The sequence below is a fragment of the Spirochaetota bacterium genome (assembly GCA_004297825.1).
Lineage (GTDB): Bacteria > Spirochaetota > UBA4802 > UBA4802 > UBA5368 > FW300-bin19.
Genome location: SCSX01000050.1, coordinates 25,082 through 49,457 on the forward strand (window position 1 = coordinate 25,082; position 24,376 = coordinate 49,457).

Consider the following 24,376-nt stretch of genomic DNA (forward strand, 5'->3'; position numbering starts at 1 on the left):
GCGAGGAGATGAGATAATCATGGAAAAAAATCAGCCGAAATCGAAAGCCGCCACCATAGCCTACTGTGGGCTCTATTGTGAAAATTGCGGAAAGTATTCAAAAGGCAAATGCCCCGGGTGCGCGGGAAACGAAAAGGCCACCTGGTGCGGCGTGAGAAAATGCTGCATCGAGAACGGCTACACAAGCTGTGCCGACTGCGCGACGTTCAGCGATCCCATGGAATGCAAACAGTTTAATAACCCGATCTCGAAAGTAATCGGATTCATTCTTCGCTCCGACAGGGGCAAATGCATTCAGTTCATCAAGAAGAACGGGTATGGGGCGTTTGCTTCGCACATGGATGGGATTGGAAGGATGTCGATGAAGAGGTGAAGTTGGGGCGGTCGCGAGTTATCCTAGCACATCCCGTGTGCGCTACGGGGGAGGCCTAATGGCGTTGCATCTCAGTCCCCTGACAGGGGGTGCTTTCACGAGGGAGAAAGGCCTTCGCGGCCTCTCTCCCTCGTGGCTCCCACTCTCCGCGCTCCTCAAACGCCGGAGCGGCTGACGCCCGAACTCGCCTCGCCGGCTGTGCCGGACTCGGCTCAAAGCCGGGCGCAGACGCGACCTCCTGTCGCGCGCCCGGCACTTGGACATCCTGTCCATCGCAGCGGGCTGAGAAGGTTTGCCGCTGGCGCGGCGATCCAGGTCTTGTTCCCAGCTCAACAATGTCACGAGAACTGCTTTCAGCGGAGTTGCTGCTGCATCGGATACTTGTTGAATCAACGTCTTTGCTCATTGTTTGCGCAATACGATGCTTTCCTATTTAAGGAGGTCTTTAACAAAGACTTAACGCATCCACCGCGTCACCCCTCTCCCGTGGGAGAGGGGCCGGGGGTGAGGTGAGTCCTTGGTGGACTTCTCCCAATCTCCCATGAAAGGCGCCCTCACTGAAAGCTTGAAAGGAGATGGGCTATTAAGTTTACTGCGAAATCATCGCGAGCATCGACTGCATCTCCGGGTCCTCCAGCTCTTTCTGTAGCTGCGCGTACACGTCCATGAAGTTGCCGGTTCCCGTGCCCCTGCCGGACGGGTCGGTGATCATGAGCATGTTCCCGGTCTCGTTCACCTTGTAGCCGGCGGCGCGCAGGGAATTGTAGATCTCTTCCTTCGTGGCGAAATATTCCTGGATGAGCGCGCGCCAGTTCGCGCTGATACGCGAATAGGCGAGGCGGAACGCCTGGTTCCCTACGATGCCGGCGAAGACGTCCGGGTACTTCGCCTTCGCGTACTGGAGATACTTCGCGATGTAGAGCGTGAACTCTAGGCCCGCGTAGTAGGTGCCGTTCACGTCCTGGAAAAACGCGTTCCATGTCGTGGACGAAAGCGGAAGCTCGTTCTTGTAATAAGGAAGCAGGTTGAGCGAGGTCCTCGTCCCGTGGTAGTAGGCGTTCAGCTCGTCCATGAGGCCGTACGCGCCGTGCACCTGGGAGCCCAGGTCCGCCGACGAGCTATTTACGTACGTGTTGAACCTGTAGCTCTTCTGCGACTTCGTGAAGGTCTTCGCCATCTCCTGCGTCCGGAACACCTTCGTCACGCGCACCGGGACCGCCTGCGTTCCGCCCACATAGTAGCACAGGAACTGGCCGTCGGCGGGCGCGCCGCTCTGCTGCTGGTAGACGAGCGCCATCGTGCTCGTGTAGCCGTGGCAGGTCTCGTGGACCGTGGTGTTGAGCGACTTGACGATCTCGGCGGCCCGGGAGCCCTCGACGTAAATCCCGAAATCGGTGCGGCTCACCGTCATGCTCGACCCGCCAATCGTGAAGCTCGTGGGCGCCTTCATGTATTCATCGATGATGTAGAGGCCCGTGGGCGAGTAACGCCGCAGCAGGTCCAGGGCGATGTCTTTTTTGGAAACCGAGAGAAGCGGTTCGGGGGCCGATACGAGCACTGCCGCGACCAGCGCGAATCCAAGCACGATGCGTGTTTTCTTCATGAAATCCCTCTCTATTTATTCAAAGATCGTACCCATTCGGAGATGAGCCGGACCGCCTGGGCGGGGTTCTTCACCCAGTCGAAATGCGGGCCCCCGGGTCCGCGCGGGCCTTCGAGCGTTATGTGCAATCGCGTGATCGCGGCGCGCCTCAGTTTCCCGCACAGGTGGTCCACGGCGCCGCGCGCCGCGAGGAAGTCCCCCTCGAGCGAGACGGCGAGCACCGGCTTCGCCATGTTCTCCAACGCCTGCTCGTAATCGAGCGGCGCTCCCTTCGGCCTGTACCTGCCAGAGAGCGCCTGGCGCGCCCAGTCGGTCATGAGGGTGCGCGCGGCGTTCCCTCCGAAACCAAGACGCGCCCCCGGGTGGTATCCGGCGATGCGCGCGACGATTCTGATAAACTGTGTCCCCAGCAGCGTGCGCAGGTTGTGCGGGAACGGGTAACTCCTCCAGTACACCGAGGACGTCGCGACGAGGGCGAGGCCGTCGGCCCGGTCAGGATGCGCGGCGAGCATGAGGGTGGCAAGTTGACCTCCCATGCTGTGGCCCAGCAGGTATATCGGAGCCTCGGGAAACTTTTCCTTTAATGCATCGATCGCCGTGGGAATATCGAGCGAGACCACGGTCTCATAACCGTAATCGACGCCGCGGGCCGGGCGTACCGAGCTGGTTCCCGTCCCCCTGAGCTCGGTGCAGGAGGCGTTAAACCCGGCGGACACGAGCGCCCGCGCAAGCGGCTCGTAGAAGCGCGCCCGGACACCCAGGGCTGGTACGCACAGGAACACGGGCGCGCGGTCGTTCCCGCTTTCGTATACGGTGAGTTCGGATTTCGCGCCGTCGGGCGCGGTGATGATCAGGCTCTTTTCCAGTTTAGTATCTGGTGCCAATTTTATCTTCTCCGCATGTCAGCGAATCGGACCAATCCCGCCGGTGCCCCGGGCTGGATTGGCGGACTCGAATAATATTCGTAAACTTCAGCGCGGGAGTCAATACTTTCATGAATCCCCATGCCCCGGTATCAGCGTGGCAACCGCGAATAGACGCGAATAAACGCTAATATTTTGATTCGCGTTCATTCGCGTGCATTCGCGGTTAATCCGACTTTTTTCCTTAATCTCTTCAATCCCCACCTCTCCATTCCACGCCTCTCAAAGCCTCCCCGGCCGGCGGCGCCGGTTCGCGGTACCGGTGTGCGGGGTGTACGCGCCCAGAATCGCGCGCGGGTCTTGCCGGAATATTTTCATCATGACCTCGTACAGCTCGCCGTGCAGGCGCGCGAACGCGGCGGGATCCTGGAAGAAATATTCGGCGAGTACGGGGAAGAACTCGGAATCCGCGGAGAGCGCGTAGTCGTCGATATCGGACTCCCTGCGTTCGAGCGCATCGATCTCCCGCCTGGAAATTTCTTTCCAGCGGGCGAGCGTCGCGCGGTCGGCCAGCGCCTCTACCGCGCCGTCGATCCCCCCCTCGCCGTTGTCGAGCTTGTGGACGAACTCGTGGATTCCCACGTGCATCCGCGCGCGTCCCCTGAAGGCCTCCAGGAGCGCCGGCTTCGCGAGTATCACCGCCGAGCTGTCGCTGGTCACCATTCCCATCATCTCGTCGGGCGACCGCGTGAAGTTGAAGTCGTCGTCGAAGTCGGAAGGGTAGATGAGAATTTCCCCGACGTCGGGATACTCCCGGTCCGGGATCGCGAAGAGCGGAATCACGGCGCTCGCGGCGACGAGCACCCGGACGCGCTCGTCCACGTCGGTGCCCACGCCCAGGACGGGATGCTCGGCCAGGAAGACCTGGACCTCGCGGCGGAAGCGCGCGCGCTCGTCCTGCGAAAGGGCCTCGTAGTAGGCGACGTGGGCGCGGAGAAGCCGCTCGTGTTCCGCGGGGAAGGGGGCTTCGAGCGCCTTCCTCCTGCGCCGCCAGGTGCGCGTCATGAAGAGATAGCTCATGCAGAAACACGCCGCGGCGCATGCAAGGATCAGGACGTTATACGACAGGGAAGGTTCGCCGCCCGCTGTCCACAGTACCGCCGCCGCGACGGCCGTCAACAGCGCGGACCCCGCGACCGGCGCGATTACCGCCAGCGCGCTTCTTTGAACCGGGAGCGCCATGAAGCCCGGTTACCCGTCGGCCGCGCGGCGGCCGCATCCGTGCCAGTGACTGTATACCCCGGGATAGAGGTCCTGGATCGCCTGTGTCGTCATCGCATCGCTCCCCTTCGAGTGTCGTTCCGGGCATCCCTGCCGCGTGTGCGGCGATCGATCGTACGGCCGCGCCCCGGTATACCGCATAACGCGCCAGCGCATCGGTCGCTCCCCGCATTTCCGCGCGCGAATCCGGAACGTAAGGGTAACCGGGCGATCGGAACAGTGAAGTTTTTACAGGGCCGGGGGGAAAAGTCAACCAGAATGAGTGGTGTCCGATATACCGGTCGTTTTCCATGCAGGTCCCGGGACAGGGTTCCCGGACCGGGGACGCGCGCACGACGGGCGGGTTGCCGCCGGGGCTCCCACCGGCCGCGAAGCAGCCCTTCTGGGTCCGATGCGCCTTAGCCCCTGCCCTTTGACGCGAGGAATGCGCCCAGCGCGCTATCCACCTCCATGATGTGGCGCGTGAGCCATTCACGGAGAAACTGCATAAAGGCCAGCGAGGACACCTTTTTGCCGGCTTCGACCTGGTCCTTGAAATCGGCAGCCTGCCTGGTGAGGGCATCGTGAAGGGCCTTGTGCTCGGTGAAGGTCGGGTAGTTGTTCGCGCGCATGAGCTCTTCCTCGGCGGCGAAGTGGTACACGGTGTACTCGACCAGGTCCCTGAGCGACCTGCCCATGGCGGAATCGGCGGAGCGCACCATGACGGCGTCGTGCAGCCCGTTCGTCAGGTCGAAAAGCCTCTTGTGCTGCTCGTCGATGAGGTCAAATCCAACGGAGTATTTTTCGTCCCATGATATTAATGGCATTGTATGCTCCCCGGGTCCGTGCGGAGAAAATCGCACATTTCGCCGTGTGATGACCCTATTTTTGGCGAATTTTAGCGCCGGTTCTTGATATCGCAACCATTTTTGTATATTTTCTCCCTGTCAAAACGCTATGTATGGCGCTGATGCGGAAATAAAGCGCGTCAACGATTTAAAATGATTGAAAAATACTGTACAAGTTCCGAAAATCCGGGTAATCCAGTTAAGGGTACCATGATTGGAAGACAGTACACTTTATAGAGGAGATATAGAGATGAGGCGAGCCATTATTGCGATTGTGTGCGCCGGTGTAATGCTGTACGGCACCGCGTGTTCCAAGAAAGCGAACGAGGCCGTGACCGTCAGCATCCAGTCCGCGGTGGGGGATGTGAAGATCGTTTCGGAGAAGGGCGACCGCGCTGCGAAAACGGGCGAGGCCGTCGCCCAGGGAGACACCATCAAGACGGGTGTCGAGTCGCTGGTCGACCTCACCTACGGCGTGAGCGGGGTGATCAGGATCAATGAATCCTCCCTGGTAAAGCTCGCCACCCTGTTCGGTGGCGCGGGGGGCGACTCCAGGATCGAAATCTCAGAGGGACGCATGTTCGTGACAGTATCCAAGCTCCAGAAGGGCGACAAGTTCGAGGTCGCGTCCCCGACCACCATCGCCGCGGTGCGCGGCACCAGCTTCAAGGTGACGGCCGACAGCGAAACCTCGCGCATCGACGTCATCTCCGGCACGATCAAGGTGAACCCGGTCCAGGACGGGAAAGTGATCGCCGAAATCGAGTCCGTGGTCGAGGTGAACAAGACCGTCACCGTCGAGAAAAAGGACATCAAGAAGATGGTCGAGGAGAAGAAGACCATCGAGGTTAAGGCGCTCAAGGTCGAGGAAGTCCGCAAGATACGAGAAGAGGTCAAGGATATCAAGCCCGCGGAAAGACTCAACGAATCGGTCCGCAAGGAGTTCCAGGAGGTGGTGATCGCGCCCAGGGACGACAAGGACAAGGAGGCCGATAAAAAGAAGGAAGAGGAGCGCCGTAAGAAAGAAGAAGAGCGCCGCCTGAAAGACGAGGCCGACCTCCGCGCCCGCGGCATGGCGGAACGCGCTGCCGCCGACCGGCTGGCGAGCGAAAAGGCCGAGCGCGAAAAGGCCGAACGCGATGCGGCGGAAGCCGCGCGGCTCGAGAAAGAGCGCATCGAGAAGCAGCAGCAGGAAACGAAGGAGAAGCGGGTAAAGAATATCCCCACGCTGTAACACCTTCCGGCTTCAGTTATCCACAAGCCGCGGGCGAAACCCGCGGCTTGTGCGCTAATACCGGCTTATGTCGCCCCCCATTATTTTAGTGGACAAATACCCTGTAGTTTGGTACACTATACGAAGGTCAGCGTATGCCGCGCTTCTGCGGCAAATTAAAACGCCGGCCTGCTTTCAAGGAATTGAGTGCGCCTGGACCGGTACACCATGCAGTGTGAAAAGTGTAAAAACAACGAGGCGACCGTACATCTCACCGAGATCATCAAGAACGTGAAGTCGGAGCTGCACCTTTGCGAAGGCTGCGCGCGTGAGATCGGTCTCAACTCGAAGCTGTCGAACTTCACCCTCACGGTCCCCGACATGCTCTCGTTCCTGGACGTCGATGAAACCCGCGACATGGTGGACGCGACTGTCTGTAAGAGCTGCGGGACCTCGTTCGTCGATTACAAGCGCACGGGTAAGCTGGGGTGCCCGGACTGCTACGGACACCTGCGCGCGGCCCTGGAACCCATACTCATGAATTTTCACGGCGCAAAAAGGCATGTCGGGAAGATGCCGTCAAACTATATCGAAATCAAGGCCCGCGGCAAAGTATTCCTGGACGCATCGGTGAAGGTCATGGAGAAGGTGGAGACCGTGGCCGACCTCAGGAAGAAGCTGGAGCAGGCGGTGCTCGACGAGCGGTTCGAGGAAGCGGCGCTCATCAGGGACGCGCTCAAGCAGCGAGAGGAAAGCGGTCCGCGGGATTGACGAAATGATGTTTGACGAGTTGTACCGACAGGGCGGATTCTGGTCGACGACCGGTCCGCAGGGCGACGTGGTCCTATCCACGAGGGTGAGGCTGGCGCGCAACCTCGCCACGGTTCCCTTCCCCCACAAGCAGGACGAACCGGAGCTCACCATCGTGAAATCGGTGTCGTACCGGTTCGTGCACGAATCGGAGCTCAACAGGAACGCGCTCTTCGTAGAGGTGTCATCCCTCGACGCGCACGACCGCAGGTTTCTCCGGGAACGCAATATCATTACGAACGAAATGGAGCAGTCCGCAAGAAGCTTCGTCATCATCAACCACGACGAGAATTTCGTTCTCATGGTCAACGAGGAGGATCATTTCCGCATCCAGGTCATATGCCCGGGGCTCCAGGTCATGGACTGCTACCGTAACGCCGACCGCATCGATTCCGAGATGAACCGCTATGTCTCCTACGCGTTTTCCGACAACCTGGGTTACCTCACCGCCTGTCCCTCGAACGTGGGAACCGGCCTTCGGGCCTCCGCGATGATGCACCTTCCGGCGCTCACCCACATGCGCTCGATCCCCGACGTGGTGCGCGCGGTGAAGGAACACGGCGCGGACCTCAAGGCGACGGCCGGGGAGGGCGGGAAGACCGTGGGATGCATGTACATAGTGCAGAACAGGGTTTCGCTGGGAAAGTCCGAGCCGGACATACTCGAGCAGGTCGACGAGGCGGCGTCCACGCTTATCGGCATGGAAAACGAAGCGCGCGACGACTATGTGTCGCAATACCGCTCACTCCTCGAGGACAGGGTGTGGCGCTCATTCGGGACCGTGCGGTACGCGCGCATCATCAACTACCTCGACTGCATGGAGCATCTTTCTAACATACGGCTGGGGGTCGTGCTCTCGGTCATAAAAAACCTTGATTTGCAGAAAATAAATGATTTAATGGTGAATGTCCAGTGGTCGCATCTTCAGAAGCGGGCCGGTTCCGCGTTTGCGAACACCCAGGAATGCGATTCATACCGCGCCGACTACGTGAGGGCGGCGTTCGCGCAAGAGGGACCATGAGCATGTACGATTTTACCAAGCGTTCGAAGAAGGTGCTGGAGGTGTACGCCCAGTCCGAGGGCCGCAGGCTCAATTCGGACTCGCTGGGCCCCGAGCACATCCTTCTTGCGCTATTAAAAGATGACGATTCGGTCGCCGCGCGGATACTCAAGAACCTGGGGGTTAACTTCGACGTCCTCAGGCGCGGGATTGAGCAGAACATGCGCCGCGCGGGCACCATCACGATACTGGGAAACCTCCCCCTGGGCGCGCGCTACAGCCGGACCATCGAGACGGCGAAGGACGAGGCGCGCAAGTTCAAGAACAATTACATAGGCACGGAACACCTGCTCCTCGCGCTCTTCCGCGAGGGTTCGTGCGCGGGCGTGGACGACCTGGTGAAATCCGGCATCGATTACAATGCGATCCGGAACGAGATACTGAAGATACTCGGCGTGCACCAGGCCGCCGCGACCGGCGACAAGGCCGCAGAAAAAAGCAAGACGCCCACCCTGGACGAGTTTGCCCAGAACCTCACCCAGCTCGCCGCGGACGACAAGCTTGACCCGGTCATAGGGCGCGAGAAGGAGATAGAGCGCGTCATACGCATACTCACCCGCAAGACCAAGAACAACCCGCTTCTCATAGGCGAGGCGGGCGTGGGCAAGACCGCGATCGCCGAGGGGCTCGCGCAGCGCATCATGAAGAGGATCGTCCCGGAGCCGCTGCAGAACAAGCGCGTCCTCTCGCTCGATATTCCCGCGATCGTCGCCGGCACCAAGTACCGCGGCGAATTCGAGGAGCGCCTGAAGCGCATCATGAAGGAGATACGGGGATCGGACAACGTCATCATCTTCATCGACGAGCTTCACACGATAATTGGCGCGGGGGCGGCGGAGGGCGCGATCGACGCGGCGAACATCCTGAAACCGGCGCTCGCCCGCGGGGAACTCCAGTGTATCGGCGCCACCACCCTCAACGAATACAAGATGTACATCGAGAAGGACGCGGCCCTGGAGCGGCGCTTCCAGTCCGTCCTCGTGGAGGAGCCCACGATACCCGAGGCGGTGGATATTCTCAAGGGGCTGCGCGAGCGCTACGAGAGCCACCACATGGTGCGCTTCACCGACGAAGCGCTCACGCGCGCGGTGACGCTCGCGGACCGCTACATCAACGATCGGTTCCTTCCCGACAAGGCGATCGACATCATCGACGAGGCGGGCTCCAAGGCCAGGCTCGACAACACCGACAAGCCGCCGGACATACGCGAGCTCGAGGACGAAATCGCGCGGCTGAACGAGCGCAAGGGCGATTTCGTGCGGGCCCAGGAGTACGAGCAGGCCGCCTCGCTGCGCGATCTCATCAAGGAAAAGAAGGCGGTCGCCCTCTCGAAAACGGGCGACTGGAAGCAGAAGCGCAACGAGTACACCATCACCGTGACCGAGGACATGGTCGCGCACATCGTCTCGCAGTGGACCGGAATACCGGTCGAGCGCATCGAGGAATCCGAGACGGCGCGCCTGCTGCGCATGGAGGAAGAGCTCCATAACCGCATCATTGGGCAGGACGACGCGATCGCCGCGGTGAGCCGCGCGATTCGCAGGAGCCGCACGGGCCTGAGAAGCGGGCGGAGGCCCATAGGCTCCTTCATCTTCCTGGGACCCACCGGCGTGGGAAAATCGGAGCTCGCCAAGGCGCTCGCCGAGTTCCTGTTCGACGATCCGAGCGCCTTGGTGCGCCTGGACATGTCCGAATACATGGAAAAGCACTCGGTCTCGCGGATTATAGGCGCGCCCCCCGGCTATGTGGGATACGACGAAGGCGGGCAGCTCACCGAGAAGATCAAGCGCAGGCCCTATTCGGTGGTGCTCCTGGACGAGATCGAGAAGGCGCACCAAGACATCTTCAACGTGCTCCTCCAGGTGCTGGAAGAGGGCGAGCTCACGGACAATTTCGGATCGACCATAAGCTTCAGGGACGCGGTCATCATCATGACCTCAAACGTGGGCAACCGCGAGTTTCAGAAGCACGGCCGCATGGGCTTCGTGGAAACGGGAGCGGCCGAGGGCGCGGAAAAAGACCGTGTCTACGACGAACTCAAGCGCCTTTTCAGCCCCGAGTTCATCAACCGTCTGGACGAGGTGGTGTACTTCCACCGGCTGGATCGCGGGCATATCCGCAAGATAGTCGACATCATGCTCGCCGAGGTTAACGCGCGGCTCGTCGACAAGGGGCTGGAGCTCGAGTTTTCGCGCAGCGTCCGGGACCTGCTTGCCGACAAGGGCCACGACGAGAAATTCGGGGCGCGCTACCTGCGCAGGATCATCCAGACGCACGTGGAAGACGCGCTCGCCATGGAGCTCCTCCATGGAAATTTCCGCGATGCGCAGAAGATCGCCGTGGGCGTAAAAGGGGATTCCCTGACATTCCGCCCGGTACGGGCGGAGAGTGAAAAGAAGGCCCGGCGCGCACGGCCCGAAAAGGCCGGGGTCTCCTGAGCCGCGTCTCCGGGCGGGCGCGACGACGCCTTTCCCCGCGCACAAGGCACACAAATCTAATCCTGGAAAGACGAGCCGGCCATGCGGCTGTCAAACCGCGCCGGCCTGATCTGATATCGTGAAACCATGAAAAAACCTTCACACCTCCCCGGGGAGGAGTTGCAGCGGCGCATCAAGAAGCTGCGCAACCGGTTATTCCTCCCCGCGTTCCTGCGCACCATGAAACGCCTGCGCATCGGCGGCATATCGGGCGGGAACAGGCTCGAGCTCATCACCGACGGCGACGAGTGCTTCGATGCGTATCTGAAATCCATCGCCGGGGCGAAGAAGAGCATCAACCTGGAATCCTACACGTTCAAGAGCGACGAGGTGGGCTGGAAGATCGCGCGCGTGCTCGCGCGGAAGGCACGCTCGGGCTGCGAGGTGAACGTCATCTATGACGCGGTCGGCTGTATCGGAACCTCTCCCGCGCTTTTCGCCTTTCTCAGGGACAGCGGTGTGGAGGTGATCGAGTATCATCCCCTGTGGCCGTGGAGAAAATTCTGGAACGTTTCCCTCAGGGATCACCGCAAGCTCCTGGTGGTGGACGGGCGAATCGCGTTCGTCGGGGGAATCAACATTGGCGTCGAATACGCGGGCCCGCGCTACAACGGCGGACGATGGCGCGACACGCACCTGAAAATCGAGGGACCGGCCGTCCGCGACATACAGTTTTTTTTCATCGAGAACTGGTACCGCAACGGCGGCGCGATCATGGACAACAGCACACATTTCCCGCAGATTAAAGAGGCCGGCAAGAAGCTCCTCATGGTGCTGTGCACGCGCTCTCGCAGGAACATCCGCCCCATTCACGAATCGTACATTTCGGCGATAAATTACGCGAAGAATTCCATTTACATCGCGAACGCGTATTTCATTCCGGACGCGCGCATCTACCGCGCGCTCGTGCGCGCGGTGCGCCGGGGGGTGGACGTGCGGGTGCTCCTTCCCGGCATCTCCGACGTCCCCATCGTGCAGCACGCGGGCAGGTACCTCTACAAGAGGTACCTGCGCCACGGCATCCGCGTGTACGAATACGGGAGATCGGTCCTCCACGCGAAGACCGCGGTGATCGACGGGATATGGTCGACGGTGGGATCTTCCAACATCGACAGGAGGAGCTTCGTGCACAACCTGGAGATAAACGCGGTGGCGCTGGACCAGGAATTCGGCGAGGAGATGGAGCGTGTCTTCGCGAACGATCTCCGCCAGAGCGAGGAGCTCACCCTGGAGGGCTGGCACAAGCGAAGCATGGGGAACTTCCTGCTTGAATGGTTCTGGTACCGATTCAGGAACTTGCTGTAGGGGGAGAGGTGAATTTACGAAATGGACAGGGCAAGGACAACCGCGAATATACGCGAATAAACGCTAATGTTCGCAATTTAATGATTCGCGTTCATTCGCGTCAATTCGCGGTTCCGCTTTTTTGAACCAGTGCTTAAATGATGATAAGGAACCTTCCGCAGTGGGAACATACGGATATACCCTTGGATTCCTTGATCTGCTTCAGGTAAATGGGCGGTATTTCGAGATGGCAGCCCGAGCAGCTGTTTTTCTCGATGATAGAGAAAGGATTCTGGCATTTCTTGCGCATGCGCTCGTAGTAGGTGAGCGAGCGGTTGTCAATAAGGCGCTTGATCTGGTCGATCTTGCCGTTCAGTGAATCGGAGGTGTTTCCCTCGTCAAGGAGGTGGTAAAGGCTGTCCAGCCTGATGAGAAGGTCGAGGTCGCTTGATGGCACTCCCGCGAGGCTCTCCGCCTTTTCGGCTGTCTCTTCCGTTTTTTCGGATATGCTTTCGAAATATTCCTTCGCGTCCTTCGCGAGAACGGCAAAAATTTTTGCGGGGGTTCCCGCCTCATCTATCTTCACCCGCTTTTCCGCGCTCGAAAAAATGCGCGCCATCATGCCCACGAGGTAGAGGTACTTGGTGCTCATCTCGGTGGGGAAGATGCTCAGGAGCACGTAGCGGACCGGGACACCGTCGTAGGACTGGTAATCGATGCCTTCCTCGGACACCCCGAGCACCGTCGTGAAGCTCGCCACCGAATCGGTACGCGCGTGGGGAATGGCCAGGCCCGCGCCTATGCCGGTGTTTTCCAGCGACTCGCGGTGAATCACCTGGGCGTAGTAGCGGTCGGAGTTTTCGAGCTTGCCGAGCTTTTCCAGCTTCTGCAGCATCTCCTTGATGATGGTCTGCTTTTCGCGCGTCTTGAGCATGAATATCTGCGTTTTCCCCAGGTAGTTTTCCAAACTCATCGAGGGAGGCGTTTTGCTCCTTGCGATCTTCCTGGGCATCGGCTTCGGCTTGGGTTTTGCCTTGGGTTTCGCTGTGGGTTTTACCGCGGGCTTTGCCGCCTTCTTGGGCGATGGCTTTTTAGTCGTGGCCATGGATGAGTTCCTCGCTGCTTGGAATTGGGATGCCGCCGACGTAGTTCATGGGAGAGTATGCTTCCGTTGAAAGGACATGCGCGTTCGCGCGGGCCGAAACCTTGAGGTTCTTGGAAATGCGGATGCTGTATGTAATACTGTGGCTCTCCATGATGCAAGAAGTTAAATTATTTCGGGGCGAGAGGATTTGAACCTCCGACCCCTTGACCCCCAGTCAAGTGCGCTAACCGGGCTGCGCCACGCCCCGAAATGCTTAACAGAAATGACAAATTACCCGAGACATCAATCCCGTGTAAAGAATAATTCCATGCGGGCAAAAAATTATTACGGGATTTACTTGAATACCGCGCCCGCCTCACGGTACCAGAGGACGAAGTCCAGGTCCCCCAGGGGGATCCCGATTTCAAGGGCAAAGGCCCTCATCGAGTTTTCCATGGCCAGATAGCGGCGGCCGGAAATCGAAGGCGGGATGCGATCAATTACTCCCAGCCGCACCAGGTTGCGCAGTATGTGGCGATCCAGGATCGCGAGATCCTCACCCCAGCCGACGTTGCGCAGGAAATGGCTCGCTTCCTTGAAACCAAGACCCTTGATGTTCGTCGCGAGCCATTCCCTTCTTTGAAACAGGTCCCCCGCGGCGGCAAGCCTGCCGCGCACGTCGATCGCACCGGTATTCATGAAGCGATCGCGGGCTTCAACGATATACGAGGCCTTTTTGTTCCTGAAGCGCACGATCGCGAGCTGCGCCGCTATCTCGCGGGCCGTGCCGCGCATCATGAGACCGTCCTCTCGCACTATCTCCAGGGCGCGCGCACATCGAAAGGCCCCCGACTGGGGGGTGAGAAGGCAGAACACCAGTTCGGCGAAGATGTCCTCTTCCGTCCCGTCCCGCCAGATCGACGCGAACAATGCGGTCCTGAGACGGATTTCCGGGCGGATCTCCGCGTACAGGCGGATAAGCTCGTTCACGTTGCTTTCAAGCGGTTTGACGTTCATAATGAATTTCGACCTGCCGGGAACGGCGTCCCAGTGGACGGGTGGGGATGCGGCCTGTTCGTGAAAGCCCGGAATGGATCGTCATGCTTTGTCCTCCAAATGAAGGAAACGACCGCGAATAGACGCGAATAGACGCGAATAAACGCGAATGATAGTATGATTCGCGTTCGTTAGCGTGCATTGGCGGTTAATCCGTCTTTTCTTCGGTTTCATCCCGGATGCGCATCGGCGCCAGCCCCCCCCCTCTCGACTCGATTCCCGACGATACCAGGGGCACGGGCTAATGGCAAACAATTATTGGATAACGGGGTGTCGGAAAATTATGTCTCTTGAGTGAAAATTTTCTCATGCTCCCCCGTGAAATGCCGATGTATCAGGTAAGGCCAGGTCTCTGGCGGGAGGAAGCAGGCTATGTTTGACGGGACGGGTGCCGCACGGACCAACTACCTTCTTGAACGCGCCCTTGACGCGGAATCGCTGCGGCGTAACGTGATCGCGAACAATATCGCGAACGTGGACGTTCCGCATTTTAAAAGAAGCGAAGTCAATTTCGAGAGCGAGCTCAACAGGGTGCTGGAGGAAAAGCAGGACGACTCGAACCGGTTTCCCGGGATCGTGACCGATGACCGCCACATACCATTCTTCGTGGAGCGCGACGTCAAGGTTGTCCGGCCGCGGGTCAACCTGGATTACTCCACCACCTACAGGAACGACGGCAACAATGTGGATATTGAGAAGGAGATCGTGGACGCGTCCAAGAACCAGATGCGCTACAACGCCTATGTGACGATGCTGAACCAGAATTACAAGCTGTTGAAAATATCGATGCGGACCGCATAAGGGGGTAGCTGATCGTGGGAATGTTCGCCAGCTTTAATATATCGGCCTCGGGGCTTACCGCGCAACGGCTCCGGATGGACCTTATCAGCTCCAACATCGCCAACGCGGGATCGACGCGCACCCCGGAGGGTGGACCGTACCGGAGAAAACGCGCCATCTTCGCACCGGAAAATATCAGACCCGAATACAAATCGCCCCTGGTGCCCGACGGCATCCGGCACGGGACGGGGCAGGGGGTCCGGGTCATCAAGATAGAGGAGGACCAGTCCCCCTTCAGGCTCACCTACGATCCCTCGCACCCGGACGCGATCCAGGCCGGTCCCAAGGCCGGCTACGTTGAGATGCCCAACGTGAACGTGGTCATGGAGATGACAGACCTCATCTCGGCGTCCAGGTCCTACGAGGCGAACGTCACCATGGTGAATAGCGCGCGCACGATGTACAACAGGGCTCTTGAAATCGGGCGGGGAACCGCATAGGAGATGATACGACATGAAAAATGAACACACGGGCAGGCTGGAGATCAACATAACGCACGATTGTTCCACCCTTGAGAACCTAAAGAAGGGATCCAGGATGGGCGGGGGCGGAGAGGACGTGCGCGTTGGGGCGGTCGTGGAGAGCCGCGATGGAAAAATTAACGGGAGAATGTGCCATGAATATTGCTGAAATCGCGGGAAGGGGCAACATCGTCAATCTGCTGACCACTAACAAGCTCCATTTTACCGGAAAAGAAGGGACGGGGGAGACCGATGCGCCGTCCGGCTCCTTCACCGACATGCTGAAGGGCGCCATCCGGAAGGTCAACGACCTGCAGGCCGACAGCGACGACCTGTCCAGGAAGATGGTTACCCAGCCCGATTCGGTCGACATCCACCAGGTAATGATCGCCGGCCAGAAGGCCGAGATATCGCTCTCCTTCGCCAAGGCGATACGGGACGAAGCCATACGGACGTATAGGGAATTGATGAATCTAAGGTAGAGGGCAGGGGGCGGAAAGGAAGCGATGAGGGGCGTACCGGCGCGCGGGTGGAAATTAATTGATCGAGTTAGTCAATTAATTGAATTTTTTTGGAAATTAATTGATTTTTTTGTTTACAATTTTTTTTACGTTTGGTAGGTGTATTATGTCACCTAAACAGACAGCGGTAAACTTGACAATTAATTTCTGAAGCCGGCGTTCGGGCATCAACTCATCGTCTAACGGAGGGTCCCATGGGAGAGCTTTTTAACAGGTTGTGGAGCCAGCTTAAGGAGGTCTACGGCAAGCTTGACAAGACCAAGCGCATCATCGTGATTTCCGTGGCGGCGGTGCTGGTGGTGTCCTTCATGGTGTTGTTCGCCGTCTCCAGCGAAAAATCGAACGTGCTTCTTTTCGCCGACCTTCCCTCCGAGGACTTCGGCCAGGTCACCAAGAAACTCGACGAGATGGGATTCAAGTACTCGACCTCCGGGACAACCTCCATTTTCGTAGGCCCGGGACAGCGCGAGCTCATCATGACCCGCCTGGCCCAGGAAAACATGATTCCCAAGGGCATCCCTGGCTGGAAGCTTTTCGATCTCTCCAAATGGACCGAAACCGACAAGGAAATAAACATAAAGTACATGAGGGCGCTGCGCGACGAGGTCAAGCGCCACATCGAGGCCCTCAAGAACATCGACAAGGCCGACGTTGAAATCGCCATTACCGAGGACGATCTCTTCACCAAGAACGAAAACCCGTATACTGCCGCAGTCACCGTCTACCTGGCGCCCGGCTACGAAAAGCTCAGCAGGAAAGAGGTGAGGGGTATCACCTACCTGGTATCCCGCGCCGTGGGCGGAAAGCTCAAACCCGACAACGTGGTGGTAACGGACGAGGTCGGCAAGATCATTTCCGATTTCAACGACGACGACGAGGCCGCGAAGGCCGAATACACGCTTATCGAGTACCGGCGCAAGATCGAGGAGCAGGCGCGCGCCCAGCTGTTAAAGGACATCAAGAAGGGGCTTGAAAACATCTATACGCCCGATCGCATCCAGGTGGTCAGGCTCAACATGGACTTCAACTGGGACAAGATACAGGAAGAGCGCGAAGAATATTCCCCGGTCGAGCTCGAGGCCGACAATCCCGAAACGCCGTACAGCGAGCGCAAGTATAAGGACTCACTTACCATTTCCGAAAAGACGACGAGTGAGAACTTCGAGGGACACGGCTGGAATCCCGAGGGGCCCGCGGGCACCGAGGGCAATAAGCCTGCCGGCTACAAGGCCTCCGACGACCAGTTCTCGAAATACAAGAAGGAAGAAAACGTTAAGAATCACGTCGTGAACAAGGCGCTCAAGAAGATCCAGCGCGCGCCGTATGACATCAAGGGCATATCCGTGGCCATTGCGATCGACGGGTTCCAGGATCTCCCGCGCCTCGCCGACGGTGAATACGACCTGGATCCCGCGAAGAAACCGGTCCAGATCGGGCTCACGCGCGAGGAGCTGAAACAGGCGGAAAACATCGTCAAGAAATCCATCCGCTTCAACGGCGGCCGCGGCGACCAGGTGGCGGTCGAGAACATCATGTTCGACCGGACGAAGGAATGGAACAAGGTTCGCGAGGAATTCCAGAAGAAGGAACAGCTCAGGAGAATCCTGCTCGCCGCCCTTATCGGCGTGCTCGCGCTCTTCGTGGGAATGGTGCTCTTCCGCTCGATAGGGAAGGAGCTTCAGCGCCGGAAGCGCGTCAGGGACGAGCAGCTCGCGCTCGAACAGCAGCGGATGCGGGAAGCGGCCCTGCGCGCGGCCGAAGAGGAGGGCGTGGACGTGGAGCTTTCCCTGGAGGAAAAGGCGCGCCTGGAGCTCCAGACGAACGCGGTCTCCCTCGCCCGGGAGCGTCCGGACGACGTGGCGGCGCTCCTGCGCACCTGGCTGGCGGAGGAGTAAATGCCGGAGGCGGGGCATTTTCATTTGACTGGCGCCGCGACCGGGAAGTATCTTGGTTCCCGGGGGCGCAGGCCCCGCAGAAACCCGAAACTGTCGAGGTAGGCCGATGCTTCAGTCCAAAAAATCCCAGCTCACGGGCCGCCAGAAGGCGGCCATGTTCCTGGTCTCGCTCGGCTCCGACGTTTCGTCGGAGATTTTTAAGCACCTCCGCGAGGACGAGATCGAACAGCTTACCTTCGAGATCGCGCGCCTGGACAAGATAGAGCCCGAAGAGAAGGACAAGGTCCTCATGGAGTTTCAGGAAATGATGATGGCCCAGGACTTCATTTCCACCGGCGGGATCGACTACGCGCGCGAGGTCCTGGAAAGGGCGCTGGGCACGCAGAAGGCGATCGATATCGTCAACCGGCTCACCTCGTCCCTGCAGGTGCGGCCGTTCGACTTTATACGGCGCACCGACCCGAGCCATTTGTTGAACTTCATCCAGGGGGAGCACCCCCAGACGATCGCGCTCATCCTGGCGTACCTTGACCCCGTGAAAGCGGCGCTCATCCTCTCGGGCCTCTCGCACCAGATACAGGCGGACGTCGCCAAGCGCATCGCGACCATGGACCGGACCTCTCCCGACGTGCTCCGCGAGGTGGAGCGCGTGCTCGAACGAAAGCTTTCGACACTCGCCTCCGAGGACTATACCTCCGCGGGCGGTATCGATTCGATCGTCGAGGTCCTCAACCAGGTCGACCGCGGAACGGAAAAGATCATCATCGAGGCGCTCGAGGAGGAAGACCCCGAGCTCGCCGAGGAAATCAAGAAGCGCATGTTCGTTTTCGAGGACATCGTGCTCCTGGACGACCGCTCCATCCAGAAGGTGCTCAGGGAGGTGGATACGCAGGACCTCGCCAAGGCGCTCAAGGGCGTGGACGCGGAAGTGCAGGAAAAGATATTCCGCAACATGTCGAAGCGCGCGTCGTCGCTGTTGCGCGAGGACATGGATTTTATGGGTCCGATTCGCCTTCGCGACGTCGAGGAATCCCAGCAGAAGATCGTGAACATCATCCGCAAACTGGAGGAGTCCGGCGACATCATCGTGGCGCGCGCCGGCGAGGAGGAGCTGATTGTCTAAACTTGTTTTCAAGCCCATGGAGATCGTGGTCATCGGTGCCGCGAAGCAGATTGAGATGCCGGAGAAGTACCAGAAGAACGTCATCTCCGACGAGGAATACAAGGAGTTCGAGGTCGACGAGGCCGGGAACCCCATAGACGTCTACCAGGGGCCGTCCATCGAGGAGATGGAGGCAGAGCTCGAGCGTTACCGCCGCGAGACCGAGGAAGAAGTCCGGCGCATGCTGGACGAGGCCCGCGAGAGACAGAAAAAGATCGAAGAAGACGGAAAGGCCGCCGCGTTCCAGGAGCTCCAGACTGCGCGCGAGCAGATCAAGGCCGAGATGGAGCGCCTGCGCATCGAGTCCGAGCGCGAGATCGAGCGCGGCAAGTTCGAAGCGGAAAAAATGATCAAGGACGCCGAGCTCAAGGTTTCCGAGATCGAGCATGAGGCGTACAAGAAGGGTTACGAGGCCGGGCGCGAGGAAGGCTATAAGGAAGGCCAGGCCGAGGTTATGCGCCTCATCGACCGCCTGGGGACCATCGTGTCCACGGCCGTCGACATCCGGGACGACATCATGCGGTCGTCGGAAAAGCTCATGACCGAGATGATCCTCACGATCGCGCGGAAGGTGATCAAGGACGAGATCGTGGAACGGCGCGAGGTCGTCATCAACAGCATACGCGAGGCCATCAAGCGCGTGAAGGACCGCGACCGTATCGATATCCGCGTCAACTTCGCGGACCTCGACATGACTACGGCCCACAAGGACGAGCTCATCAAGATGATGGAATCGCTCAAGAAGGTGAACATTTACGAAGACTCCCGCGTGGACCGCGGCGGGTGTATCATAGAGACCGACGTGGGCGCGATCGACGCGCGCATTTCGACCCAGCTGGATGCGATCGAGGAAGCGATACGTAACGCGAACCCGATCTAATAGCGCCTAACGGAAAGAAACAATGATACGGATTCTCCAGCATGACAAGGCGGAAGTTCTCGCCAAGTACACCAAGATCATCGAAGAGGTGAGCCTCGTCAATTACACCGGCAGGGTCGACCGGATCGTGGGGCTCACGATCGAATCCGTAGGGCCCGCGGTGCATTTCGGGGAGCTGTGCAAGATTCGCATGGCCAACCGGGAGTACCTGCACGCCGAGGTGGTGGGTTTTCACAAGAACCGGGTCATTCTCATGCCGATAGGCGACATGAAAGGGATCGTTCCCGGCGCCGAGGTGATCGCGGCCGGCTCTTCACTGATGGTTCCCGTGGGGCCCGAGCTCCTGGGGCGCGTGATATCCGGGACCGGCAAGCCCCTCGACTCGAAGGGGGAGGTCTTCACAGAGGCGCGGTACCCCGTGCAGGGGCATCCCCTGAATCCCCTCCAGCGAAGAATCATCAGGGAACCTCTTTCCGTGGGGATCAGGGCGATAGACGGGCTCAACACGGTGGGCAAGGGCCAGAGGATCGGGATCTTCTCCGGCTCGGGGGTGGGCAAATCGACGTTGCTCGCCATGATGGCCCGTTATACGAACGCGGACGTGAACGTGATCGCGCTCATCGGCGAGCGCGGTCGCGAGGTGAGGGATTTCGTCGAAAAAGAACTGGGCGTGGAAGGGCTCAAGCGATCGGTGGTTGTGGTCGCGACATCCGACCAGCCGCCCATGATGCGCATACGCGGCGCCTATCTCGCGCACGCGATCGCGGAGTATTTTCGCGACCAGGGCAAGGACGTGAATCTCATGATGGATTCGGTGACCCGTTTCGCGCTGGCGCAGCGGGAAGTAGGGCTCGCCGCAGGCGAACCGTCGGCGACGCGCGGCTTTCCGCCTTCGGTGTTCTCGCTCCTCCCCCGGCTTCTGGAGCGTTCGGGGACGCGGGAGGGCGCCGGCAGCATCACGGGCTTCTACACGATACTCGTCGAGGCCGACGACATGAACGAGCCCATTGCCGACGCGGTGCGCGGGATACTTGACGGTCACATCGTGCTTGCGCGCAATCTCGCGCATAAGGGACATTACCCGGCGGTCGACGTGCTCGGATCGATTTCCAGGTGCATGAAGGACGTGGTCGACGACGAACACAAGGAGGCCGCCGGAAAATTCCGCGAACTGCTCGCCGCCTACAGGGATGCCGAGGATTTAATCAACCTGGGAGCCTATGCAAGGGGCTCGAATCCATCGATAGACAGGGCGATTGATAAGAAAGAAGAAATGGACGCGTTCTTAAAGCAGGGCGTGTACGAAAAGGACGAGTTTGAGGGAATACACGCGCGCCTGCTGGGGATTTTCAAAAAGGCGGAGACCGGGGTAAGAAAGGAATTCGCCGCGGCGACACCGTATTTCGCCCGTCAGCGCACCGTACGCTAGAAAGGGCGGTATCGGTCACCAAGGGTTCGCACGGCACTAGGACATGAAAAAGTTTAAATTCACACTCGAGAAACTGCTCGATCTCAGGGGGGCCAGGGAAAAGGAGATCCAGAACGAACTGGCCGGGGTGCTCTCCGTGCAGAACCGGGAGAGGATGAAGCAGGAGCAATATCGGCGCGCGATCCGTGAGCAGCACGAAAAATTTTCAGGCCGGTTGAAGCAGGGCCGGTTTTCATACGGTGAATCCGTGATGTTTCAGCGCTACATGGAATTCGCGCACATGGTGGTAAAGGACCAGCAGGTAAAGATCGAACGCCTGGAGCCGGAGATTCAGAAGGTGCGCGAGAGGCTCATAGAGGCCCAGAAACAGCGAAAGGTGGTCGAGCGCCTGAAGGAACGCAAGTGGCAGGAGTACCAGTACGAGTACAACAGGGAAATGGCGAAGGAAATCGACGACATGAACCAGAAGCTCCATATCAAGAGCCGTCTCGAAGAAGCCCGGCAGGAGTAACCGATGGTCGAGGACATGTACAAGGTCATGGGGCGCATCCACGAGTTGAAGAAACGCTTCAACCTCTACCGCAAGCCCGCGCAGGCCCCTGCCCAGGAAAAAAATTTCCAGTCGCAGCTGGACGCGCGTGCGGGGGCGGTGCGCGATATCCGTCCGGCGGAACAGGATCCCGCCGCGGTGAGAGGCGCGCAGTCCGCGGCGGCCTATCTTCCCGTATCCCGCCAGGAGCAGGTACACCGCGTGCAGGCACCAACCGCGAAGAACGGCATAAACATGGAAGACATCACCAGGATCGCGCGGGAAAGCGCGACGCGCAACGGCGTCCCCGAGGACCTGGTTCTATCGGTCATCAAGGCAGAATCCGGTTTCAATCCCAACGCCGTTTCCCCCAGGGGCGCGAAGGGACTCATGCAGCTCATGCCCACGGTGATCCAGGCTCTCGGGGTGAAGGACCCGTTTTCCCCCGAGGAGAATATCGACGCCGGCGTGGGCCTGCTGCGCGGCCTGCTCGACCGGTACAACGGGGACTACAAGAAAGCGCTTTCGGCCTACAACGCGGGCGAAGGCGCCGTGGACAAGAACGGCGGGGTGCCTCCCTACAAGGAGACGCAGGACTACGTGAAAAAAGTCATTTCGCAGTACCTGCAGAACAGCAAGTAGAGCCGTGATGCACAGGCGAATGAAAATTTAATGGGAAAAGCAATAGACGGGAGTGTGACATAATGACTATCACCGGCAAAGCGAAAATCATCTACCTGCTGCTTCTTTCGGTTTTCCTCGTGGTGGTGGGCTTCTTCTGGCTGGATTATATCGGGCTCATCAACCTTGACCGCATGTTCCACAAGGTGTATTCCCGCGAAGCGCCCAGGGTGATCGATGCGAAGAACGACGAGCCCTCCCTGGTGGAGCGCGAGGAATTCGAAAAAGAAAAGCACAAGCTGCGCGAGCGCATTGAAGAGATCGACAAGCGGGAGGCGCACCTAGTCGAGGCTGAAAAATCCCTGGACACCGAGCGCGATAAGCTTGAGGACAAAAAGAAGGGCCTGGACCTCGAGGCGAGGAAGCTTGAGAACGAAAAAAAGAAATACTCGGGTTACATGAAAAACGTGCGCGATCTCGCGCAGAAGATCGGGACCATCCCGCCCGACGACGCGGTCGCCATCATGCTGCGATGGGAAGACTCCCTGGTGATCGACGTGCTCAGGCAGATGGACGCCGACGCGGCGGATGCCGGCCGCCAGAGTATCACCTCGTTCCTGCTTTCAAAGATGACTCCGCGCGAGCGCGCGAGCCGGATAATGTATCTCATGACGCAACTTTAAGGAGAAACGCATGAATAACCCCGAAGCAACCACAAAGGCCATGGCGCTCCTCCGGAGCGGCGACGTGTTCCAGTGGTACGTGATCACACTGCTGGCGCTCGTTTTCTACGTGTACTTCAACGAGATATCCAATAAAAACTGGAGGGGCATCGCCGCGGGATTGTCCCTTTACATGGTCCACTGGTTTTTCGAGATCATGAACGCGCTCATCCAGCATTTTTCCGGACACGCGCTCTGGACGGCGCCCACGGGAACGGCATTCCTGCTGCTTGTGGGCGTGGGCGTGGAGCTGAGTCTCATGTTTTCGATCGCGGGGCTCATCTTCAGCAAGATTCTTCCCCCCGACCCGAAAATGAAGATATTCGGCATAAACAACAGGCTCGCCATCGCGCTGGGAAACGCCGCCTTCTTTTCCATATTCGAGATCTTCCTGGCGAAGACGCCCGCGTTCGTCTGGGTGTATTCCTGGTGGGGGGCCTTTCCCGTCTTCGTAACGGTGTACATCCCCTTTTTCGTGGTCTCGATGTACTGCTATGACTGGGCGCCCAGGATACAGAGGACGGTGATCGGCACGCTGTTCGCGGTGAACGCGCTCATGCTCATCGTATTTGCGGGTATTCTCGGCTGGATATAGTCTCCTTTCAGCACCATCAGATAAATATGCCCGGCGGCATGTATGCTGCCGGGCTTTTTCTTTATTGAATTTCATTTTGACTTTTGTCGCACTTTGTGTTTTAATTAAGACATTCAATCGCGGATTTGTTTTACTACACCAACTCAAAATATTTGGAGAAATAACAAAGGAGGGCGGTATGAACCTGGCGTATAATGATCTTGAACTCGGAGACGATGAGGGAGGAAGTTCCTCTTCCGGATCCGACAGTATGAGCGAAACCACCGTAACCGAGCAGGGCGCTTTGAGCCAGATGGGCGGCTCGTTCAAGAACATGCTGGTCGGCCTGGTCTGCTTTGCATTAAGCTGGCCGGTGCTCTATTGCGGGGCTTCGCGCACACACTGGAACAAAATATTCAAAAACGCGGTGCCCGTGGAGCAGGCGAAGGGCGACGACCTTGCATACGTGACCGGGACACCGGTGGCGGACGCGATCGGCGACGGCGCGAACCTCGAAAAGGGGAAGTATCTTTCGATCTCCAAGTCCACGGAGGTCATGGCCTGGGTTGAAAACGTAAAGAGCGACAGCAAAACGGACAAGTCCCTTACCGGTACGAAGACGACCACCGAGACGAAAACCTACTCCTACGCGATCGAGTGGACGTCCAGCCCCAAGGACGTTTCGAGCTTCAACCAGGAAAAATGGAAAACCTGGAAGACGAAAAACAACATCCCCGCGGACGTACAGAATCCCAAAATTGCGGATTCGGAGAAATCGACTTCAATCTATGCGCCCGGCTGCAAAGTGAAC

The 24,376-nt window shown here is 58.9% G+C and carries 25 protein-coding genes and 1 tRNA gene; 18 read left to right on the forward strand and 8 right to left on the reverse strand.

Annotated elements, in window-relative coordinates; all coding sequences use genetic code 11:
- Nucleotides 1–19 precede the first annotated feature (19 nt).
- Nucleotides 20–373 (forward strand): DUF3795 domain-containing protein, encoded by a 354-nt coding sequence (locus EPN93_10360; GenBank protein TAL35426.1) that lies wholly within the window; start codon nt 20–22, stop codon nt 371–373.
- A gap of 589 nt (nt 374–962) precedes the next feature.
- Here the strand turns inward: EPN93_10360 and EPN93_10365 are convergent.
- The 5 genes from EPN93_10365 to EPN93_10385 all read right to left on the reverse strand — a co-directional run bounded on the left by EPN93_10365 (nt 963) and on the right by EPN93_10385 (nt 4,926).
- Nucleotides 963–1,976, reverse strand: coding sequence for a hypothetical protein (locus EPN93_10365; protein ID TAL35427.1), 1,014 nt, complete (start codon nt 1,974–1,976; stop codon nt 963–965).
- An 11-nt stretch (nt 1,977–1,987) separates the two neighbouring features.
- Nucleotides 1,988–2,866 carry an alpha/beta fold hydrolase gene (locus EPN93_10370; GenBank protein TAL35428.1) on the reverse strand — a complete coding sequence of 293 codons (879 nt, stop codon included), beginning with the start codon at nt 2,864–2,866 and terminating at the stop codon, nt 1,988–1,990.
- Between the two features lie 255 nt (nt 2,867–3,121).
- Complete coding sequence (locus EPN93_10375) at nt 3,122–4,081, reverse strand: hypothetical protein (GenBank protein TAL35429.1); 960 nt, start codon at nt 4,079–4,081, stop codon at nt 3,122–3,124.
- A gap of 9 nt (nt 4,082–4,090) precedes the next feature.
- Nucleotides 4,091–4,276 carry a hypothetical protein gene (locus EPN93_10380; GenBank protein ID TAL35430.1) on the reverse strand — a complete coding sequence of 62 codons (186 nt, stop codon included), beginning with the start codon at nt 4,274–4,276 and terminating at the stop codon, nt 4,091–4,093.
- A 242-nt stretch (nt 4,277–4,518) separates the two neighbouring features.
- Nucleotides 4,519–4,926 (reverse strand): bacteriohemerythrin, encoded by a 408-nt coding sequence (locus EPN93_10385; GenBank protein TAL35431.1) that lies wholly within the window; start codon nt 4,924–4,926, stop codon nt 4,519–4,521.
- Nucleotides 4,927–5,197: 271 nt separating this feature from the next.
- Between EPN93_10385 and EPN93_10390 the strand changes: the two genes are divergently transcribed.
- From EPN93_10390 to cls, 5 genes are all read left to right on the forward strand, one after another.
- Complete coding sequence (locus EPN93_10390) at nt 5,198–6,181, forward strand: hypothetical protein (GenBank protein TAL35432.1); 984 nt, start codon at nt 5,198–5,200, stop codon at nt 6,179–6,181.
- 207 nt (nt 6,182–6,388) lie between these two features.
- Nucleotides 6,389–6,931: a hypothetical protein gene (locus EPN93_10395; protein TAL35433.1), complete on the forward strand. Its 543-nt coding sequence runs from the start codon at nt 6,389–6,391 to the stop codon at nt 6,929–6,931.
- Between the two features lie 4 nt (nt 6,932–6,935).
- A complete protein-coding gene (locus EPN93_10400; GenBank protein ID TAL35434.1) occupies nt 6,936–7,991 on the forward strand; it encodes a hypothetical protein in 1,056 nt (351 codons plus the stop codon).
- Nucleotides 7,934–10,468: an ATP-dependent Clp protease ATP-binding subunit gene (locus EPN93_10405; protein ID TAL35435.1), complete on the forward strand. Its 2,535-nt coding sequence runs from the start codon at nt 7,934–7,936 to the stop codon at nt 10,466–10,468. The genes EPN93_10400 and EPN93_10405 overlap by 58 nt, the downstream gene beginning before the upstream one ends.
- Nucleotides 10,469–10,594: 126 nt before the next feature.
- On the forward strand, nt 10,595–11,812 hold the full coding sequence (gene cls, locus EPN93_10410) for a cardiolipin synthase (protein TAL35436.1): 1,218 nt from the start codon (nt 10,595–10,597) through the stop codon (nt 11,810–11,812).
- 133 nt (nt 11,813–11,945) lie between these two features.
- Here cls and EPN93_10415 read toward each other — a convergent pair whose 3' ends face one another.
- The 3 genes from EPN93_10415 to EPN93_10425 form a co-directional block, all read right to left on the reverse strand.
- On the reverse strand, nt 11,946–12,896 hold the full coding sequence (locus tag EPN93_10415; GenBank protein TAL35450.1) for a hypothetical protein: 951 nt from the start codon (nt 12,894–12,896) through the stop codon (nt 11,946–11,948).
- A 172-nt stretch (nt 12,897–13,068) separates the two neighbouring features.
- A tRNA-Pro gene (locus tag EPN93_10420) sits at nt 13,069–13,143 on the reverse strand.
- Between the two features lie 86 nt (nt 13,144–13,229).
- A complete protein-coding gene (locus EPN93_10425) occupies nt 13,230–13,892 on the reverse strand; it encodes an N-glycosylase/DNA lyase (GenBank protein TAL35437.1) in 663 nt (220 codons plus the stop codon).
- A 411-nt stretch (nt 13,893–14,303) separates the two neighbouring features.
- Here EPN93_10425 and flgB point away from each other — a divergent pair, with 411 nt between their 5' ends.
- The 12 genes from flgB to EPN93_10485 form a co-directional block, all read left to right on the forward strand.
- A complete protein-coding gene (flgB, locus tag EPN93_10430) occupies nt 14,304–14,732 on the forward strand; it encodes a flagellar basal body rod protein FlgB (GenBank protein TAL35438.1) in 429 nt (142 codons plus the stop codon).
- Between the two features lie 14 nt (nt 14,733–14,746).
- Nucleotides 14,747–15,211, forward strand: coding sequence for a flagellar basal body rod protein FlgC (flgC, locus tag EPN93_10435; protein TAL35439.1), 465 nt, complete (start codon nt 14,747–14,749; stop codon nt 15,209–15,211).
- Nucleotides 15,212–15,360: 149 nt separating this feature from the next.
- Entirely contained in the window at nt 15,361–15,714 is a 354-nt protein-coding gene (gene fliE / locus EPN93_10440) for a flagellar hook-basal body complex protein FliE (GenBank protein TAL35440.1), read from the forward strand.
- A gap of 233 nt (nt 15,715–15,947) precedes the next feature.
- Nucleotides 15,948–17,648, forward strand: coding sequence for a flagellar M-ring protein FliF (gene fliF, locus EPN93_10445; GenBank protein TAL35441.1), 1,701 nt, complete (start codon nt 15,948–15,950; stop codon nt 17,646–17,648).
- Between the two features lie 106 nt (nt 17,649–17,754).
- A complete protein-coding gene (gene fliG / locus EPN93_10450) occupies nt 17,755–18,771 on the forward strand; it encodes a flagellar motor switch protein FliG (GenBank protein ID TAL35442.1) in 1,017 nt (338 codons plus the stop codon).
- The gene (gene fliH / locus EPN93_10455; protein TAL35443.1) at nt 18,764–19,690 is read left to right on the forward strand and encodes a flagellar assembly protein FliH; all 927 of its coding nucleotides are present in this window, start codon (nt 18,764–18,766) and stop codon (nt 19,688–19,690) included. The genes fliG and fliH overlap by 8 nt, the downstream gene beginning before the upstream one ends.
- 22 nt (nt 19,691–19,712) lie before the next feature.
- The gene (gene fliI, locus EPN93_10460; protein ID TAL35444.1) at nt 19,713–21,119 is read left to right on the forward strand and encodes a flagellar protein export ATPase FliI; all 1,407 of its coding nucleotides are present in this window, start codon (nt 19,713–19,715) and stop codon (nt 21,117–21,119) included.
- 43 nt (nt 21,120–21,162) lie between these two features.
- Nucleotides 21,163–21,630 (forward strand): flagellar export protein FliJ, encoded by a 468-nt coding sequence (gene fliJ / locus EPN93_10465; GenBank protein TAL35445.1) that lies wholly within the window; start codon nt 21,163–21,165, stop codon nt 21,628–21,630.
- A gap of 273 nt (nt 21,631–21,903) precedes the next feature.
- Nucleotides 21,904–22,290 (forward strand): lytic transglycosylase domain-containing protein, encoded by a 387-nt coding sequence (locus EPN93_10470; protein TAL35451.1) that lies wholly within the window; start codon nt 21,904–21,906, stop codon nt 22,288–22,290.
- Nucleotides 22,291–22,352: 62 nt separating this feature from the next.
- On the forward strand, nt 22,353–22,952 hold the full coding sequence (locus EPN93_10475; protein ID TAL35446.1) for a hypothetical protein: 600 nt from the start codon (nt 22,353–22,355) through the stop codon (nt 22,950–22,952).
- A gap of 10 nt (nt 22,953–22,962) precedes the next feature.
- Nucleotides 22,963–23,586, forward strand: coding sequence for a hypothetical protein (locus EPN93_10480; protein ID TAL35447.1), 624 nt, complete (start codon nt 22,963–22,965; stop codon nt 23,584–23,586).
- A gap of 250 nt (nt 23,587–23,836) precedes the next feature.
- A partial coding sequence (locus EPN93_10485; protein TAL35448.1) for a hypothetical protein occupies nt 23,837–24,376 on the forward strand: 540 nt, incomplete at its 3' end.